Genomic DNA, 15,854 nt, shown 5'->3' on the forward strand with positions numbered 1-15,854 from the left:
ATCATTTTTCAAGCCTTGAAATCATCAATATGATCCAAATAAACTTTGTCTCTATTCTCTAATTCTCGAACCATGTTTTTATATTTTTTCTCATCTAAGTTATAGAAATTAATATCGATCATGGCTAAAACAAGCAAAATCGCGGGAATAACGGTTGCTGTAATTAAAATTCCCGTTAATGCCTCGGGAGTTTGTGCCTGATTTGCCACATATCCAAATTTATCCAGAACCAGCCCTGGTACAATCCCTCCCAAGGCCATGCCAAACTTAAAGAAAAATCCAATAACAGCGTATATGAGCCCGCCCATTCTTTTCCCAGTCCTATATTCTCCATATTCTATTGTTTCAGGGATGAGCGCCCACATATATCCCCCGGCAGTGAGACTTCCAGCAGCAGCAATTAATCGAAAGAAGAGAATGAGGTATATATGACTTGAAGGAACAAACAGCAAAGCTAAGAGGCCGATAATATTCAGTAATAACGCATAGTTAAGTAATTTCTTCTTCCCCAATAATTGATGAAGCCTTGGAATAAACGGTAAAATAACCAGAGCAGGCAAACTTCCTATCAATCCGTACCACTTCACTAAATCCTCTCTTCCTAAGTTATACGTTACGTAATAGATGCCAACCGAATTGCTGATTGAATTCACACCAAAAATAATAATAAAGAAAATACTCAATACAACAAGCGGACGATTAACACGAAACTGCTCAAATATATCCGATAATTTAATTTTCTCTTCAGACTTTTGAAGAGCGACACGCTCTTTTGTACTTTTAAAACAAAAGATTAACAGGCATCCGCCTATTATTCCCAAAATACCCATGGTTAGCTGCCAGCCAAGAGATTCATTGCCGGAAGTATCGCTTAAATAAGCAGCCAGTAAAGGAACAAAAAATGCAACGACAAGTCCCCCAAGATTCGCAAATAACATACGAACAGATGTTATACTAACCACTTCTTGATTATTTCTAGTCATGGCAGAAGTTAACGCGCCATACGGAACGTTTATCGCTGTGTATGTAAGCGACAAGCCAACATAGGTCATATAGGCATATATTAATTTCCCCATATCCGAAAAATCTGGGGTTGTAAAACAAAGTATTGCTAATACTGCAAATGGAAACGCTCCGAATAAAAGATACGGTCTAAAGCGTCCAAATCTGCTATTCGTTCTGTCTACTATTGTTCCAATAAAAGGATCGGCGAGAGCGTCAATTATTCTAACCACTAAGAACATCGTACCGGCTGTTGACGCCGATAAACCAAATACATCTGTATAGAAGAACAAAAGATAAGTAGACACCGTTGCATAAATTAAATTACACGCAAAATCTCCAGACGCATATCCAACTTTTTCAACCATGCTAATCTTCTTTACATTTTCTCTGAGCATGATTTCTCCCCTTTTCGATCCTTTAATAAGGAACATTATGAAATGGTATAATAATTTCTCGAATTTATGGGCAGTAAACGTTTTATAAAGCGCTTTCAAAAGAGCACAAAAAAATTATAGTGATCTACTTTCCCAGAGCATTTTCATCATCTAAATGGTGATCAGCAAGCAGGAAATTCATCTTTTTTATATACCCGGCAAAGGATAAAAACCTCATTCTTTCGTTCTTTATATTGTTTAGCTCCATTAAATTGATCCTCTTATCCCCCTTCCATCCATATATAGCAAGAACCATATCTTATGGACAATTAAAGTTCGGCTCATTAGTTTGTTGATCAAACAAACTAACTTGAGTTAATATTATAAAATACTGTCGGCTTTTTCAACATTTTTTTCAGAAAATTTAACCTGATCTGAGATAAATATTGGTTTTATCATCTTTTTGTATATTCAGTTTTCAACTATTTAAGAAATGTCGCGTATCAATTAATGACGCTGGGTCCTTTTTTGATACAGTTCGCTACTTACTGTAAACACTCCAAAAGCTAAAAAACAGATCTCCTATGTAATCATGTGACGAAAATGCATCTAAACGAAATAAAGAATTGGTTAAAAGCGGTAAGCTTCAATTAGAGTTTGATACAGGTGATTGCAGAGATCAGTATGGAAGGCTGTTAGCTTAGGTTTATGTTGATGGCAAGTCTGTTCATGAAACACTTTTGAAAGACGGATTGGCCAGAGTAGCTTATATGTTTGCAACTTTAAAAATTGAGTAATACTTCTACCGCAGCGTTAACTGGAAAAACAGAAACGTTTGCAAATTGCTTTGAGTGATACCCGAATGGAGTACTAGTTCCCACCCTGCTTACCAACCTTAAATGGACAGAGATCATGACAACTTTGCCTGTGAAAGATAATTGAAAGCTTGCGGCTTTCTTTTATTCTTTAAACCAAAAAGACGCTCAGTAAGATTTTCGGGGATAGCCTCTTTAAACAACCATCTAGATTTTACACTGAAAAAGCTTTTGAATAATGAACGACACCTTTTACATTTTCGAGAGAATCCTTTGATAACTCTAAAGCCATAAATACTTCGTCAGGCACCTCAAATGGGGCTTTGATATTCCATAAACTAGCTGGCTTAAAACCAAACTTTGGATAATAATCTTTATGCCCTAAAACAATGGCTGAACGATAACCAAGCTCTTTTGCTTTTTTTAAAGCAACAAGAATTAATTGACTCCCGATTCCTTTTCTCTGATACTCAGGTGCAACAGAAACCGGAGCAATCGCTAAAGAATCGACTGCGTTATCACCATCCACGATTTTTATTTTAGATAAAAGAATATGCCCGACGATCTCTTTTCCATTTAAAGCAACTAATGAAAGCTCAGGAATAAATGCATCTGATTTTCTAATCTTATTTACAAGGAAATGCTCCTTCTTGTCGCTATATTTTTCATTTAAAAAAGCTTTTTTAACAATGTCTTCAGTTGTATTATATTCATGAGTAAGTTCTTGTCTGATGAAAAATTCCATTTTTTAGTCTCCTGTTCTTTTTGTTAGTTTACTTTATTCTATAATAGGCACTTCCCTAATAATAGTTATATCACATTATTTGACCTCTGGATTACCCCTGTCAAATCTCATAATCAACTCTTCCGATCAACCCAGCTGAAATTTATTATCACATGAAACAAATCCATGTATCAATGCACTATGCTGAAGCAGCCTAAACATTTATAAAGACCAAAAAACTTACACCGTTCGCCGTATACAATGTGCATTTGTTGCAGTTCCGCATCTTCAAAGAGCCTTAAACGATTCGAAGTCCATAAACAAACAGAAACTAATTGGTGCATCATTATATAATTTAGAGAACTGTTATTATAAGATGAAAGAGTATGACAAAGATGGTACGAAGCGACCTTCTCCCTCACACGTTATTTACATTGACACACATTTACTTCAAGATGAAGGATATTAACAAAGCCTTGATTCTTTACAAAAAAGAATCGAAAAAGCTAGAGCCTTTAATGATGATGTTTTGATTGCTGAGTTTAATTATTTAAAAGCTTTATATATCGACTCTATAGATAAACGCACAGTTTTCCAAACTTTTTCTGCACTTAAAGATAATGTTATGTATCCAGATTTAGAGGAATTAAAAAAGCTTGTCGATGGAGCCACTTTTTGTGACTTTGTCAACAAGCTGAAAGAGGCCTATATCAGGCCTCTTTTTTTATCACACGATTTCACTGCACAAGCCATTCCCTGCATGAATCAGTCAGTTTTTGCAATTCATTGATAAAAACACCTGCATGGTAACCATCACATACTGCATGATGACATTGCAGTGCTACAGGCAAGTATGTCTCTTTTCCATCTGAAAAGAATTTCCCGTTTGTTATGATAGGGAGCAAATGGTCGCTGTTCGCCAGGTTCAGATGAAAGCTCGTAAAGTCAACCCATGGAATTGAGGAAACGGAAAACGTGTTGGCAGGAATATTCTCTTTTGCCCATAATCCTTTTTTGTCTCCAAACCTCTCGATGTCCCTCACATAGTTTTGATAAAACCGTGGAAAATCACGTGAATATTCCGACCATAAGGCGGAAAAGGTCTGATCCTCCTGATGAAAAAACGTATAGCACGGATTCATCTGTTCCCAACATCCCAACTGCCCGTCATGAAATGCCGTTCTGAATTCAGGGTGGGCGTTCACTATTCTCGACACCATATAAATAAAAGCAGGATAGAACTTGACTTTCTTGTCTCGCAGTTTGTTCAGCAGCCCGGTCACATTGATGTTAGCCGTTATGCTGTATGAACATTTCCCCGCTTTCATGTAATGTTCAAAATAAGGTTTTCTATGCCATTGCTCAAGTTCAATTCTTTGAAAATTCATGTTTAGCCTCCTAAAATAATGGAATTTTTATTTTAGGAGGGATGATCCACTGATTTCACCAACATCCACACCTCATGTCATCTTTCTTCCATTACAATAACATGTAACGGCTTTTCGGAGCAAACGAAGGAAAACTCCTTTGTCATCTTGCTCAACAGACCCGTTAAGGTCTGCTTATTTCTTGCAAATTCTGATGAAAAGCTTCATTTACGGATTTACAATGTGTATTCTTGGATCTTCAAGTATCTCAAATAGTCTCGACCCTGTTTTGATTCCAAAATCTTTTTTAAGCGCAGGAGATGCAGCTAATACTACACTTCCCTGTCTCTCCGTATTCCCTGCAACAGCAAGATAACATGTTAAAGGATTAAGCCCTATTGTTACAGCCGAAACAGAAGCATAAAAGGATTTCATATCGACACAAAGTATATTTTTACGTGGAAATTGTGAGTAATCAATCATTGTATGTAACTCCTATGATGTGATTCATGTTGACTGTATTGTCGTTCTGATCTTAAACGTGAAGCTTTTGTTGCTCAAAGTTAATGTAATGTACTCTGCCGGCGACATTTTCAACGAACCCGTTGTTAAATACCGGCTCTTTATTAAATTCAAGTGCTTCAGAAACAAGAATATCCATCTCTTCAATTTGTTGAGCGTCTAAGGATAGCTTTTCAATTTTTGATACATCAAGTAAGTCTTGTAGCTTTGTTAAGTGTTCTGGGAGCATCATTGATGTCCATTTGATTGTCCCTCGATCTCTAAGCAATTTGGCTCACTCCTTTATCGATCTAATATTAACAGAACAAATGTTCCTTATTAAATATAAACAAGAACAAAAGTTCGATGTAAATGTTGGTAATAAATAAAACTCCTTATAAAAGGGGGTTAATTATGAGCATATTAAGTTGCCATATTGCTTAGTGTTTCATAGATAAGAAATGTAAGACAAAAATGCTGTCAAAGTGATCTCAATGCTTCGCTTCTGCTATCATCCTCTAATTAAAGTTGCAATGGATTTAGTTAGAATTCCAGATATAAAACATACAACTGTCATGATAGTCACCCAGATTAAAAAAGTCGGCTCTAACCCTATTTCAATTAGCATAAAAACTAAAGAGAGTACAAATATAATCAAGGTTGTTACCCATACTCTTTTGAAAATAAAGTATCCTATTATCCCTAAGATAAATGATACAGCCGGCAGTACTAGTAGTATTAAAAATGCAGGACCACCCAAATGAGATATCCTTCTAATCTAGAAACGTACAATGATTGGTTGTTTAACCACGTATCCCTCTTTTAAAGCCCTAATAAACAAATAAGGATCATCTTTATATAACTCGTAAAAAATTGTCTCTAAGCAGTTCAAAATTAATCAACCGTATGTATAAGTCTTTGTCTGATAAATTTAATTTGTTTCTAAAGTAATTAATTGCTTCATCTTGTTCTTTAGAAATAATGTTTGGCATTTTTCCAATCTCCTATTTGTATAATGTTTTAATACACACTATATTGGGTAAAAATTTGTAGAGGTGATTTCTTTGAATAATGATCATAAAGTTACTCATTACTCTTCATTTATTTTTTCAACAATCATGGTATTGCTGGTTGCCATCTTTCCACAGTACACTTCTTGGTTTGTAGCAGTTTTCTTCTTGGGTTTTGCACTTATCTATACATTCCAAAAACATAGAACAAAATCGTCAAAAGCACTTTCTTATATTTCGTATTTTTTATTCATCGTTTCATTGACTTACACTTTAGTTAATATGTAATAATAATCCTCCCTTGTGGGAGGATTTTTGTTTAAACTTATTTCTCAGCAGCTTTTGGGCCACCTGTATCTGTAATGATAAAGCTATCTGATCCAATTTTTTTCTTGCGATCTTTGTCTTCATAAATTGTAACATTGTGGCGTGTCATTAGTGTCGCCCCGGCCATTTTAAACTCTTTACGATCTTTAAAATAAACAACAGGATACTCGCCTAAGATAATCATATTTGCTAATCCAGCTAAATACGAAGACCATCCACCTGAAGGAAGGTTTAATGCAAATCCTAGAGTCTGAACAACTGCAGCTAAAGAATATTTTTCAAACTTTGTGCTTCCATACTCAGTTCCTGCTGATTCCCAGTCATTAGCAGCTGCTTTAATGTTTTGACTGTTGGCTGTTTTAAGTACATTAACTGGTTGATTAACACTTAATGTATTTGTATGGTTCTTTCTGGCTTCTTCTTTAGCTTCCGCCCCAGCCGCAAAAGGTGAAAACAGCCCACCAATCACCAATGTTCCAACAATACCTACCTTACAGATTGTAGAGTTCAAGGTTATCCTCCTCCAAATGTAAAATTGTGTATATTCGGCTATTACCCCATATTTATCCATTTAAACTATAATATGAATTTTTCATTTTGACTTTTTAGACAAATTCTAGGTTACTTTAAGACTTCTTCAACCGTATAAATCATAACTTTAGTTACTTATCAGATTAAATTTCTTTTAATTCCTCTGACTAAATGAAAAATTATTTTCAACTAATTTGTGCTAGTTGTTCACTCTTCAATTTTTGATACATCAAGTAAGTCTTGTTTAAGCTGTGTTAAGTGTTCTGGGAGCATCATTGATGTCCATTTGATTGTCCCTTGATGTCTAAGCAATTTGGCTCACTCCTTTATTCAATGCAAATCAGAACGATCGTTCGATGCAATATTGGTAATGCTATTCCATATCTCGAGTGATCCTTACTTAAAACAATCTACATGGCTCCAAATAAAGAAACCTCTAAAAATTCGAAGACACAAAAAATAACAAGGGTATCAAAACCCTTGTTATTTTTCATACGGCCGAGAGGACTTAGGTTATTCACCCACTAGGCCCTCAACATAATAAATTATGAAAGCTTGTTTTCATTACACTCTCTATCTTCCTTTTTCATCATTTCTATATGTTTTTACGAATTATGGTTTAAAAAAGAAAAAGGTACCGTTTGGTACCTTTTTTATCTTTATTTCGTATTTCTCGTGAATTTTGGTAGTCCGAATACAATTGCTATGATGCCGCAGATCCCGATTAAAACAGGATAGAAAGAGTAATGCAAGATGCTGACAGGTGAAATATTTCCAAACTTCCCGGCCGATAACATCTGCGCGCCATAAGGAATTAAGCCTTGTATCACGCAGGAAAAGATATCTAAGATACTTGCCGACTTTCTATTGTCAATTTTAAATTCATCAGAGATATTTTTGGCAATCGGCCCGGCTGCAATAATAGCAATCGTATTATTGGCAGTAGCTAGGTTAGTAACGCTGACCAATCCGGCAATACCGGCTTCAGCACCTTTTTTCGAATGGATTCTTTTAGAAATGAATCCCAGTAAAAAGTCAATCCCTCCGTTTTGTTTCATGACGCCGACCATTCCGCCAATTAACATTGAAAGGATGATAAGATCAGACATTCCGGCAATTCCATCCGTAATTGCTTTAAAATAAGACTCAAACGTCAAGCTGTCGCTTGCAACCCCTATAATTCCTGTTAAGATCAATCCGCCAAAAATGACAGCCACCACATTAAAACCAATTAATGCAAAGACTAACACGCCAACATAAGGAAGTACTTTAAACCAGCTGTAAGATTCAGCTCCGATATGTCCTACGTGTCCTGTCGGTATAAAAAATAATAAAATGACAGTTATGATAGCAGCAGGCAAAACGATCAAAAAATTCGTTTTAAATTTATCCATCATTTGTGTTTTTTGTGACCGTACTGCCGCGATGGTGGTGTCCGAAATAAAAGAAAGATTATCTCCAAACATAGCTCCGCCGACAACAGCTGCAATAGCGATTGCAGTAGACAAGCCAAGTTCTCCGCTCAAACCGGCGCTAATTGGAGCAACTGCCGCAATCGTCCCCATTGATGTTCCCATCGAAACAGAAATAAAACAAGCAATGATAAAAAGCCCTGGCAGTATAAACTGCTGCGGAATAATGCTCAAAGCAAGGTTGACGGTTGAGTGTACCGCTCCCATCGCCTCAGCTGCAGAAGCAAAAGCACCCGCTAATATAAAAATGATAACCATAATAATAATATCAGGATGGCCCGCACCGGAAGCAAACCATTCTATTTTCTGATTGAGCGATTGCTTCTGGTTAAATGAAAGCGCGAAAGCCGATGCTATAATTGCCGCAATCAATATTGGCAATTTATAGAAATCTCCAGTCAATACACCGGAGCCGACAAAAAGGCCTACAAATAAAACTAGCGGCAATAGCGCCCAAGGATTTCCATTTTGTTTCATCTAAGTAGCCACCTCTAATTTCAGTATCAAAGTCGTTAAACATAGTCTAAGCAACATTCCATACTTTAAAAGGCTACAGTAAAAAAGTCAAGCGGAAAAATAGTATAGTAATTATTAAATTAATAACAGAAAAGAAAAAAGGATTTTTCAAGGAGAGGAAAAAACACTCTCATCAACAGATTATTTGGAAAGTTCCTTATACAAATACGACTGTTTGATGAGGTGTGTTTAAGCAGGAATATCCAGAAAATTAAAATTTATTTTTATTAAACTTTGGGAAGCTGGCTACATGCAACGATACAGGGCATAAAAACTGTTTTAGCTATTATCAATAATATAAAAAGGAAAGGTTTCATACCCTTCCTCTTATGCACCAACTCAATCTGCGGTCATAGCAATTGTTATTTAAAAAGCAATTTCAGAGAACACGAGAAGCGTTTACAAGAAAATAATTTTCAATAAGTAAAAGCACCCAACTTAATAGTTGGGCGCTATTTTCATATTCAAATTGAGTTCTTGTAAGCACTAATTGCTTCGTTACGTAGTAACATGTTATCTTTGTTAACCATGCCTAAGTTGTAAGCTTTTTTAATAATATCTAATACCTGCGAATCCATTGCAGAAAGACTACCCCACCATTTAATCTAGATTTCCAATAATCTAAAGACTTATTTAGGTCAAGTGAGCTTTTTTTATTCTCGGGTTCAACTACGTCATTTTTCTCAAGTTTCTCACAGAATTCACTAAAACCAATGGATGAAGGAGTTGGATTATTCCCTCCATACCCTTCTGTAGCCAAGCTGCAAAATGCTAAGAATTTCGGATCATAAATAAGATCACTTGAGTCTACATTTACCATCGATAACCACAATCCTTTCAGAGCTTTTTATAATCATAGAGCACCCTTTCCATCTTTACACATGTTAAATATCGACAATTGTTCGAATGTTTTAATGATTGAATAAAAAAGAACCTGCATTAAGCATGTTCTTTCCCTAATTTACAAACTTTTGTTTTATGGATAAAACCATTATTTTATTGGGAATTTTGGATGTAGGTTCGAACAAGCAACAACCTTGGTATTGTGTTGGTCGTATCAGCATCCCTATCGTCAGCTAAAGCCAACAGTACAGATACTCAGTCATATGAATTTCCAACTTACAAAAAGTGAGATCCAGCAAACAGCTATTTAATTCAAAAGGGAACTTCCATCAAACCTAGCGCATCTTTATGAGTTTCAAAGAGTATAAGCACCAAAAGATAATAAACCAACACCTAGTAGAAGTGCTAAAATCAAACCACCAAAGAAATAAAATCCTCCCATGAATCTCACTCCTTTTCAGTATCATTTTGCCATTGTAGAAGCAATCTTCTTGATTAACTCATGTCCGTACCTACTTTCTAAAGTTGTATTCGTTGGTGATGACGCCTTTTCAGAGTGACACTTCTGGTGTTTTGTGGGTGATACAAGATTATACCAATAGAAAACAGATAAAAAAATCCCTTGACACCAATAGTGACAAGGGATTGAAAAATTAATACTGAGACATATACTGTTCGCGTTCCCAAGGATGTACTTGCGTGCGGAACATATCCCATTCGATTTCTTTTGCTTCGATGAAGTGTTCGAATAGGTGCTCGCCTAGCGCTTTGACCATGACTTCGTTTGATTTGAACTCTTCTAGCGCTTCCGCAAGTGTTGCTGGAAGGTCAACGATTCCGTTTTCCATGCGCTCTTCTTTGCTCATCACATAGATGTTGCGGTCGATTGGAGCTGGCGCTTCCAGTTTGTTTTTGATTCCGTCTAAGCCTGCAGCAAGCAATACGCTTAGTGCAAGGTACGGGTTAGCAGCTGGATCTACGCTGCGCACTTCAACACGTGTGCTGATGCCGCGGGAAGCCGGGATACGGATAAGCGGGCTTCTGTTTTGCGCGCTCCATGCTACGTAGCAAGGTGCTTCATAGCCAGGAACAAGACGTTTGTAAGAGTTTACTGTCGGGTTTGTTACTGCTGTAAAGCTTGTTGCGTGCTTCACGATACCTGCAATGAAGTGTTTCGCTGTTTCACTTAACTGAAGATCTGCGTTTTCGTCATAGAATGAGTTAACGCCATCTTTGAAGAGTGATAGATTACAGTGCATACCGGAACCGTTCACACCGAACAACGGTTTTGGCATAAATGTCGCATGCAGGCCGTGTTTGCGGGCAATTGTTTTGACAACCAGTTTAAACGTTTGGATGTCGTCACAAGAGCGGACTGCACCAGCATATTTAAAGTCGATTTCATGCTGGCCAGGCGCTACTTCGTGGTGAGACGCTTCGATTTCAAAGCCCATCTCTTCAAGCTCAAGTACGATATCGCGGCGGCAGTTTTCTCCCAAGTCAGTTGGAGCCAAGTCGAAATATCCGCCTTTGTCGTTTAGTTCAAGCGTCGGCTCGCCTTTTTCGTCTAATTTGAATAAGAAGAATTCAGGCTCAGGCCCGAGGTTGAAATCACTGAAGCCTAGGTCTTCCATTTCTTTCAAAATCCGTTTTAAGTTGTTTCGCGGGTCACCTTCGAAAGGTGTGCCATCCGGATTGTAGATATCACAGATGAAACGTGCTACTTTACCTTTTTCAGCTGTCCATGGGAAGATAACAAATGTATTTAGATCTGGATACAGGTACATGTCTGACTCTTCGATGCGAACGAATCCTTCAATAGAAGAACCGTCAAACATGACTTTATTATCTAGCGCTTTTCCAAGCTGACTTACAGGAATTTCAACATTCTTGATCGTCCCAAGAATGTCAGTAAATTGAAGACGGATATACTTGACGTTTTCTTCTTTTACTAATTTTACGATATCTTCTCTAGTGTACTTTGCCATTTCGTAAAACTCCTCCTCTAAAAGGTAAATGTATATAGCAAAACAGTTGCTAACGGATTAATGAAAGAAGCGGGACATGTCGCCTTGACGGAATGTATTCCCTCTTTGAAAACGGCCGGCTTGCATGAGCTCGTTTTTTAGGAGCTGTCTCAGCTCGTCATCGGACAGATCATGTTTCATTGGTTTTTTCGTCTTCTCATTTTGTTTTTGCTCCGGCTCGGCTTCTGCTTTCGCCAGAATCTGTTTGATTCCTGCCATATTTACACCTTGTTCTATCAGGTGCTTGATTTCTAACAGTTTATCTACATCATGAAATGAAAATAATCGTCTATTTCCTTCGCTTCTAGCTGGAAATATTAGTCCATTTTCCTCATAATATCGAATTTGTCTTGCTGATAATTCAGTTAACTGCATGACAATTCCTATTGGAAATAAAGGCATTGAGCGGCGAATATTATCACTCATCTCAATTTCCTCCTTTTCTTAACTTAGTTTCATTATAGGTGATGTTATATTTTGTGTCAATACGATGTAAGGATTCTTAACATGAAATTCAGTGAAATTTTTAAAAAATTTAAATTAATTGTTTTTCCATGAGTGAATCCACTGCACTGCATATGGCATTCTTCACATGCGAATAGGTTAATCCTCCCTGAACATACGCTACATACGGCGGGCGGATAGGGCCATCTGCTGATAATTCGATGCTTGCTCCCTGAATAAATGTGCCTGCTGCCATAATGACATCATCTTCATATCCCGGCATGTAGGCCGGATAAGGCGTCACGTGGGCATTGATCGGCGATGCAAATTGAATCGCCTGACAAAAGGCAATCATCTTTTCTCTGTCAGAAAACTCAACGGATTGTATCAAATCTGTTCTTTTCGCATCCCATTTCGGGTTTGAAGTGAAGCCCAGTTTTTCAAGGAATCTCGCTGTAAACACCGCTCCTTTTAAACTCTGAGACACAACGTGAGGCGCCAAAAAGAAGCCTTGATACATTTCTTGGAGCGAGTAAAGAGATGCTCCTGCTTCTCTGCCGATGCCAGGTGACGTCATACGGTATGAGCAAGCTTCAATCCATTTCGCTTTTCCGACGAGATAGCCTCCTGTTTTCGCAAGACCGCCGCCGGGATTTTTAATGAGAGATCCCGCCATCAGATCGGCTCCGACATGGCAAGGCTCAAGCTCTTCCACAAATTCTCCGTAACAGTTGTCCACAAAGACGATCAGGTTTTTATTGATTTCTTTTACAAAACGGATCATTTCTTTTATTTCACTAATTAAGAAAGAAGGACGATTTGCATATCCTTTTGAGCGCTGAATGCCGATTACTTTCGTCTTCGGATTGATCGCTGCGGCGACTGCATCATAGTCTATTTTTCCGTCTTCTGTCAGATCAACCGCATTGTAGCCGATTTGAAAATCCTTTAATGATCCAGCGTTTTCTCCGCCTCTGACGCCCACAATTTCTTCTAGCGTATCATATGGCTTGCCCGTTATATAAAGGAGCTCGTCCCCCGGTCTGAGCACACCGAACAAAGCAATCGAGATGGCATGGGTGCCTGAGATAATTTGCGGCCTTACAAGCCCCGCTTCTCCGCCAAACACATCCGCATAAATGCTCTCAAGCGTGTCTCTTCCGATATCATCATAGCCGTATCCTGTAGACGGTGTGAAATGAGTGTCGCTTACTTTGTGTTTTCTATAGCTTTGAAGCACCCTCCATTCATTGCGCTCGCTGATTTCTTCTATTTGTTTATGAACGCCGGCAATGTCTGATTCCACTTCCATTGCCGTTTTTTTCAATAATTCTCCGTGTGTTAATGTGTCAAACATGTCTTTGAATTTCCTTCCTACATATACTTCTTTAATTCACCGATGATGCTTTGCTCTTCTTGCAGATAGCCTGATATGTCGTACCGTTCATTTTCTTCATTAAAATAGAAGCGGTCAACCATCGTTTCCGATTTGATTCTCGAAAGGAGCTTACCTTCACTTGCCGGCACATGCGCTTCAAAAGATGTTAACAGCTCTTGGCGCAAATAGCGCTGAATCGCTTCTTTAAACGTTTCAGCGTCTTCCTCAAATTTCGCACTGACCATAATGTGATCCCTTCCGGCGGACGGTATAAAATCAGGCAGCTTTTGATCACGTTTATTGTAAGCTGTCAGCATCGGGATGTCATCTGCTTCAAGCTCTTCAAGCAAACGAAGCACCGTTTTTTCGTGTCCCACGTAATCCTCATTTGAGGAATCAATCAAATGAAGGATCAAATCCGCTTCCTTTACTTCCTCAAGGGTTGACCGGAATGCAGCAATCAGTGTCGTCGGAAGATCCTGAATAAATCCTACTGTATCTGACAGAAGCACGCTGTAGCCGCTTGGCAGGACCATTTTTCTGGTCATCGGATCCAGTGTGGCAAACAGGAGGTCTTCTTCATAGCTGTCAGCACTTGTCAGGCGGTTGAACCATGTTGATTTCCCTGCGTTTGTATATCCGACAAGCGCAATTTGAAGCACACCGTTTTTCTTTCTTCTTTCACGGTATCGGCTTCTATGGCGAATGACAGTTGAAAGCTGTGTGTTGATTTCATGAATGCGATTTCTGATATGGCGGCGGTCGGTTTCCAGTTTCGTTTCCCCGGGACCTCTCGCCCCAATTCCTCCGCCTTGCCGGGAGAGATTGATCCCTTGCCCCGTCAGACGCGGAAGTGCATATTGCAGCTGAGCCAGTTCAATCTGAAGTTTGCCTTCTCGCGTTCTTGCCCGCTTTGCGAAAATATCTAATATCAATTGCGTACGGTCAATCATCTTCACTTCAATCGCTGTGGCCAACGACTTCAGCTGACTTGGAGACAGCTCATCATTAAAGATAAGGAGATCAGCTTCAAGCTCTTCCACCAGTGCCTTCAGCTCTTCTACCTTCCCTTTTCCTATATATGTAGCGGCGTCAGCCCTGTTCCGTTTTTGTGTGACGCTGGTCAATACTTTTCCGTCTGCTGTTTTTGTCAGAGATGCAAGCTCTTCCATAGAATTTTCAAAATGCTCATCCGTGATATGCGGCAGCTGACATCCGACTAAAATAGCTTTTTCCTGTCTTGTTTCCTGTTCGTTCAAATGGATGTTCCTTTCTTTTGCATATTGGGCAGTAGTATTATCATACCAAACCCTGCATGTGTATACCACAAATCGATTGCTTTGAAAAGCAAGAAATACAGCAAAAAACAGACCTCTCGAAAACTGAGAGGTCTATACAGAGCCAGACGCTTCTTCTTTAATGGAAAGATCTTGGCTTTTAATAGTCATCAAGTCGCTTTTTAAGTATTGATCGCCCATTAAAAGCCTCATGGCTTGCGCTCTGATCGATTTTTCGATCACATTTCTGACAAAACGTCCATTACTGAATTTAATGGGACTTGTTGTGCTTTTGACTGTCATTAAGTAATCTTTCAATTTCCATTCCGCTTCTTGACTGAGCTGGTATTCCCTATCAGCGATCATTCGTTTTGCAATCTCCATGAGCTGGGTTACAGAATAATCCGGAAAATCAATGGAGATGGGAAACCTTGATTGGAGACCTGGATTTAATGAGAGAAAATGATCCATTTCCCGAGAATATCCGGCGAGTATCAAAATAAACTCATGCTGTTTGTCTTCCATATGCTTTACGAGTGTGTCGATCGCTTCTTTCCCAAAGTCCTTTTCGCCGCCTCTTGCCAGCGAATAGGCTTCGTCTATAAACAAAATGCCGCCTAATGACTTTTTGATTAAATCTCTCGTCTTTTGGGCGGTGTGGCCGATATATTCCCCGACCAGATCAGCCCGCTCTGCTTCTATCAGATGGCCTTTTGACAGGACATTCATTTCAAAGAACAGCCTGCCAATCAGCCGTGCAACGGTTGTTTTTCCTGTTCCCGGGTTTCCTTTAAACATCATATGCAGCGCTTGCTTCCCCACCTTCAAGCCTTGCTCCGCGCGTTTTTGGTTCACAAAAATCCAAGCGTATATTTCCTTGATGTTGCGTTTCATTTCCTCCATCCCAACCAGTGCGCTCATCTCTTTTTCTATTTCCTTCAAAATGCCGTGCTTCGCTTCGTTTTTTTGCAAAGCGGCTTGATATTCCGCCTCAGCCTCAGCATTTGTCAGCACTTGCTTTTGCCCGTTTAGAATAATGTTGATCTGTCCGTTGTTTTTATAAGTCACAGCGCGCTCCAACATTTTCACCTCTCTGTTCTCTCTATATGATATTCAAGCGGATGCCGTTTGTGACAAACGCCTATCATGTGTCGAAACAATTGCTTTTTTCGGGAACGATAAGGAATCTTGCGCTTTCCCGAGAAATACTTTATTTCTTATTGTATTCACGGACATGGGGTGG

At 38.7% G+C, this 15,854-nt stretch carries 13 protein-coding genes and 5 pseudogenes; 2 read left to right on the forward strand and 16 right to left on the reverse strand.

Annotated features, from left to right (window positions below; translation table 11 throughout):
• Positions 1–8: 8 nt before the first annotated feature.
• Positions 9–1,400, reverse strand: coding sequence for an MFS transporter (locus CVV77_RS03430; RefSeq protein ID WP_100274651.1), 1,392 nt, complete (start codon positions 1,398–1,400; stop codon positions 9–11).
• A gap of 509 nt (positions 1,401–1,909) precedes the next feature.
• Between CVV77_RS03430 and CVV77_RS22120 the strand changes: the two are divergent.
• A pseudogene (locus tag CVV77_RS22120) lies at positions 1,910–2,155 on the forward strand (thermonuclease family protein); the annotation flags it as partial.
• A gap of 253 nt (positions 2,156–2,408) precedes the next feature.
• On the opposite strand, the gene CVV77_RS03440 reads toward CVV77_RS22120, so the two are convergent.
• From CVV77_RS03440 to CVV77_RS22290, 6 genes and pseudogenes are all read right to left on the reverse strand, one after another.
• Positions 2,409–2,939 (reverse strand): GNAT family N-acetyltransferase, encoded by a 531-nt coding sequence (locus CVV77_RS03440; protein WP_100274652.1) that lies wholly within the window; start codon positions 2,937–2,939, stop codon positions 2,409–2,411.
• Between the two features lie 716 nt (positions 2,940–3,655).
• Positions 3,656–4,306 (reverse strand): type A chloramphenicol O-acetyltransferase, encoded by a 651-nt coding sequence (gene catA, locus CVV77_RS03450; protein ID WP_100274653.1) that lies wholly within the window; start codon positions 4,304–4,306, stop codon positions 3,656–3,658.
• A gap of 210 nt (positions 4,307–4,516) precedes the next feature.
• Positions 4,517–4,768, reverse strand: a pseudogene (locus CVV77_RS03455) (Y-family DNA polymerase); the annotation flags it as partial.
• 52 nt (positions 4,769–4,820) lie between these two features.
• Positions 4,821–5,075, reverse strand: coding sequence for a YolD-like family protein (locus tag CVV77_RS03460; protein WP_100274654.1), 255 nt, complete (start codon positions 5,073–5,075; stop codon positions 4,821–4,823).
• Between the two features lie 222 nt (positions 5,076–5,297).
• Positions 5,298–5,546, reverse strand: a complete 249-nt coding sequence (locus CVV77_RS03465; protein WP_232460785.1) for a DUF2651 family protein — start codon at positions 5,544–5,546, stop codon at positions 5,298–5,300.
• Between the two features lie 21 nt (positions 5,547–5,567).
• Positions 5,568–5,778, reverse strand: a pseudogene (locus CVV77_RS22290) (hypothetical protein); the annotation flags it as partial.
• Positions 5,779–5,850: 72 nt separating this feature from the next.
• On the opposite strand from CVV77_RS22290, the gene CVV77_RS22295 reads away from it, so the two are divergent.
• Entirely contained in the window at positions 5,851–6,084 is a 234-nt protein-coding gene (locus CVV77_RS22295) for a hypothetical protein (RefSeq protein WP_100274656.1), read from the forward strand.
• Between the two features lie 37 nt (positions 6,085–6,121).
• Here the strand turns inward: CVV77_RS22295 and CVV77_RS03475 are convergent, their stop codons facing one another.
• The 9 genes and pseudogenes from CVV77_RS03475 to spoVK all read right to left on the reverse strand — a co-directional run bounded on the left by CVV77_RS03475 (position 6,122) and on the right by spoVK (position 15,694).
• On the reverse strand, positions 6,122–6,634 hold the full coding sequence (locus CVV77_RS03475) for a hypothetical protein (protein ID WP_100274657.1): 513 nt from the start codon (positions 6,632–6,634) through the stop codon (positions 6,122–6,124).
• 230 nt (positions 6,635–6,864) lie between these two features.
• Positions 6,865–6,966 (reverse strand): annotated as a pseudogene (locus CVV77_RS03480) (YolD-like family protein); the annotation flags it as partial.
• A 347-nt stretch (positions 6,967–7,313) separates the two neighbouring features.
• A complete protein-coding gene (locus CVV77_RS03485; RefSeq protein WP_100274658.1) occupies positions 7,314–8,603 on the reverse strand; it encodes a Na+/H+ antiporter NhaC family protein in 1,290 nt (429 codons plus the stop codon).
• A 503-nt stretch (positions 8,604–9,106) separates the two neighbouring features.
• Positions 9,107–9,462: pseudogene (locus CVV77_RS03490) on the reverse strand (hypothetical protein).
• A gap of 676 nt (positions 9,463–10,138) precedes the next feature.
• Complete coding sequence (glnA, locus tag CVV77_RS03495) at positions 10,139–11,473, reverse strand: type I glutamate--ammonia ligase (RefSeq protein ID WP_003238339.1); 1,335 nt, start codon at positions 11,471–11,473, stop codon at positions 10,139–10,141.
• A gap of 57 nt (positions 11,474–11,530) precedes the next feature.
• Positions 11,531–11,938 (reverse strand): transcriptional repressor GlnR, encoded by a 408-nt coding sequence (gene glnR, locus CVV77_RS03500; RefSeq protein ID WP_003238341.1) that lies wholly within the window; start codon positions 11,936–11,938, stop codon positions 11,531–11,533.
• A gap of 109 nt (positions 11,939–12,047) precedes the next feature.
• Positions 12,048–13,313 (reverse strand): methionine gamma-lyase family protein, encoded by a 1,266-nt coding sequence (locus CVV77_RS03505; RefSeq protein WP_019258476.1) that lies wholly within the window; start codon positions 13,311–13,313, stop codon positions 12,048–12,050.
• Positions 13,314–13,330: 17 nt separating this feature from the next.
• Positions 13,331–14,593, reverse strand: a complete 1,263-nt coding sequence (gene hflX, locus CVV77_RS03510; RefSeq protein ID WP_019258475.1) for a GTPase HflX — start codon at positions 14,591–14,593, stop codon at positions 13,331–13,333.
• Positions 14,594–14,725: 132 nt separating this feature from the next.
• Positions 14,726–15,694: a stage V sporulation protein K gene (gene spoVK, locus CVV77_RS03515; protein ID WP_019258474.1), complete on the reverse strand. Its 969-nt coding sequence runs from the start codon at positions 15,692–15,694 to the stop codon at positions 14,726–14,728.
• Positions 15,695–15,854 lie beyond the last annotated feature (160 nt).

The organism is Bacillus sp. SN1, assembly GCF_002796895.1.
GTDB lineage: Bacteria > Bacillota > Bacilli > Bacillales > Bacillaceae > Bacillus > Bacillus inaquosorum.